At 74.5% G+C, this 2,788-nt stretch carries 2 protein-coding genes and 2 pseudogenes; all 4 read right to left on the reverse strand.

The genetic code is table 11. The features are described 5' to 3' along the window. Positions 1-673, reverse strand: a 673-nt coding sequence (locus GJ633_RS15540; RefSeq protein WP_231741388.1) for a helix-hairpin-helix domain-containing protein, incomplete at its 3' end; no start/stop codon positions are given. A gap of 199 nt (positions 674-872) precedes the next feature. Beyond that, positions 873-1,238: pseudogene (locus GJ633_RS18005) on the reverse strand (MFS transporter); the annotation flags it as partial. Between the two features lie 31 nt (positions 1,239-1,269). After that, a complete protein-coding gene (locus GJ633_RS18010) occupies positions 1,270-1,980 on the reverse strand; it encodes an MFS transporter (RefSeq protein ID WP_231741389.1) in 711 nt (236 codons plus the stop codon). A 99-nt stretch (positions 1,981-2,079) separates the two neighbouring features. Continuing rightward, positions 2,080-2,788, reverse strand: a pseudogene (locus GJ633_RS15550) (MFS transporter); the annotation flags it as partial.

Genomic DNA, 2,788 nt, shown 5'->3' on the forward strand with positions numbered 1-2,788 from the left:
TCGTCGCGTCGGCGTCGGGCCAGTCGACGAACGCGTCGACGACCCGCTCCCGCTCGTCGCTGGCGACGAGGAGGTCGACGTCGCCGATCGTCTCCTTCCAGCGGCGGATCGAGCCGCACACCTCGACGGACTCGACGACGTCGCACTCGGCGAGGTACGACAGCGCCGCGTCGGCGAGGGGTCGAGCGTCGCCGAGCCGGGTGCGTTCGCGGGACTGTCGCGCGAAGGGGATGTTGTCGAGGATGTTCTGCTCCGTCTTGGCGCCGAACCCGGAGACGTCTCGTATCTCACCGGCCTCGGCCGCGGCCTCCAGCTCGTCGAGCGTCGTGATCCCGAGCGCCTCGTAGAGGCTCCCGACGGACTTCGGACCGACCCCCTCCACCGCGGTCAGCGCCGCCATGTCGACGGGCAGCTCCTTGCGGAGGTCCTCCAGCTCCTCGATCGAGCCGGTCTCGAGGTACTCGACGATCTTCGACGCGATGGCGGCGCCGACGCGGTCGATCTCGGCGACCGCGTCGGCGCCGTCGGCCGCGAGCGACTCGATCGGCGCGGGGTGCCCGCGGACGTTCTCGGCGGCCCGCCGGTAGGCGGTCGGCTTGTACTCGACGCCCGTCGCCTCGAGCAGGTCGGCGAACTCCTCCAACCGGGTCGCGACCTCGTCGTTCCGGCTCATCTGCCGGGAGTTCGGCCGGCCGCTCCTTATACTGCCCGGCGAACGACCAGCACGATCCCGCGCCGGCGAGGACGAGTCCGCCCGCGACGCCGAAGGCGACGGCGTAGCTCGCCGCGGCGAGCCACCCGCCGACGATGCTTCCGGCGCCGCCCGCGAGCGCGCCGAGCGCGGCGTACATCCCGAGCGCCTCGCCGCGGATCGCGTCGGGAGCGAGGCGGGTGACGAGCGTGCCGGCGGTCACCGCGATCACCGCCCACGTCACGCCGATCGCGGCGAAGACGGCCGCGGCGACCCCGAACCCGACGGCGGCCGCGCCCCACGTCGCTCCGACGAGCGCGACCAACGGCAGAGCGATCGCCCGCGCCGACAGCGAGCCGACCTGGAGGAGCGCGGGGTCGCGGTCGGCGGAGAGCCGCCCGGCGACGCCGAAGCAGGCCGCGGCGGCGACGCTGTTCGTCAGGTACAGCGCGAACACGCCGTCGGAGCCGAACCCGACGTCGGTCAGATACGACGGGAGCGGGGCGAAGAACGCCGCGAACCCGGAGAACGCGAGGAAGACGGCCACGAAGTAGACGGCGAGCGGGAGCGTGAACCGCTCAACCAGCCGGCGGGGGCGGATCCCGCGGAAGTCCGACCGGCCGACCGTGAACGGGAACGTCGCGGTCCGGACGCTGAATCGGTCCGCCGTCCGGATCGCGCGACGGAGGCGGGATCCGGTGACGTGGCGGTCGGCGCCCGGGACCGGGTCCGGCGGGAGCGTCCGGGCGGCGATCGCGAGGCCGAGGACCGCACAGGCGGCGAGGGGGGCGAACAGCCACCGGAGCACCGCGTCGGCCGGCAGGAGACGCCCGCCGAGGACCGTCCAGACGGCGCCGACGAGGAGCCCGACCGCCCAGCCGACCCCCTGGTACTGGTTCAGCAGGGCGATCCGCTCGCTCCAGGCGCTCTCGGCGACGTCCGCGACCGCCAGCAGCGTCAACACGGGCGTGGCGGCCGCGAACGCGAACCAGACGATCCCGTTCGCGGCGATCACGGGCGCGACCCGCCCGAAAAAACGGGATGGCGGCGACCGAGACGGCCACGAGCGCGAGCGTGACGAGCACGACCGCGCGTCGGTTCCCCGTCCGGTCCGCGATCCGGCCGGCCCCGAGCGCGGCGGGGACGCCGACGACCGCGGCGACCGCGGCGAGCACGCCGAGCACGAAGGGCCCCCCGCCGAGTTCGACGACGTACAGCGGAACGACGAGCGACGTCCCCCCGAGCGCGACCGACGCGAGCGCCCACCCGTACAGCCAGCGTGCGACCATAGCGAGGGGGTAACGCGGCAGTCGGATAGACGCACCGGTCGTGCACGGAGGACGCCGGCGGCCGCCTCGTGAGCCCCGTCACGTCCCCCGCGGCGGGGCTCACTCCGTGGCCCACAGCCACCCCGCGACGGCCGCGGCGGTCGCCAGCGCGCCGGCGAGCAGGGCGAACGCCGGACGGAACCCGACCGCGTCGGCGACGGCTCCGACTATCGCCGGCGCGAGCGCGCCCGCGCCCCATCAGCAGGGTGCGGACGGCCCCGAGCCCACCCCCGGCGAGCCGGGGGGGCAGCACTTCGATCAGGTACGCGCCGCGGACGGGTCGGAACCCGTGCGAGCCGAGTCCGACCGCGACGACGAGCGCGCCGAGGACGGGGACGCCGGCACCGCTGAGCGCGACGATACCGGCCAGAGCCGCGGCCGCGAGCGAGAGCGAGGCGACCATCACCGGGAACCGACCGATCCGGTCGGAGAGATCACCGGAGACGAGCTGAACGAAGGTGACCGCGAAAAGCGCCGAGTACAACAGGTTCGCGGCGGCGGAGGAGAGACCGCCCACCGCAGAGAGGTACAGCGGGAGGAACGCGACGACGCCGGTGTACGCGAACGAGAAGGCGACCGTCACGAGGACGAACGCCGCGATCCGCCTCCCGCCGAACAGCGCGAGGTAGTCGCGCACGCCCGGGTCGGGGCCGTCGCGCTCGGGACCGCGGTCGGCGTCGGCCGAGAGGCGTCTGGGCACGTAGACGAGGAACACCGCCGCCAACCCGAGCGCGACGCGCCGGTGACGGCGAAGAGCCCGCGCCAGTCG

Origin of the sequence: Halorubrum sp. CBA1125, assembly GCF_009742825.1 — an archaeon.
Taxonomy (GTDB): domain Archaea; phylum Halobacteriota; class Halobacteria; order Halobacteriales; family Haloferacaceae; genus Halorubrum.

What these genes read in the sequence shown, in the direction of transcription:
- GJ633_RS18010 (WP_231741389.1), bottom strand. Translation starts at nt 1,980, where the DNA reads ATGGTCGCACGCTGGCTGTACGGGTGGGCGCTCGCGTCGGTCGCGCTC.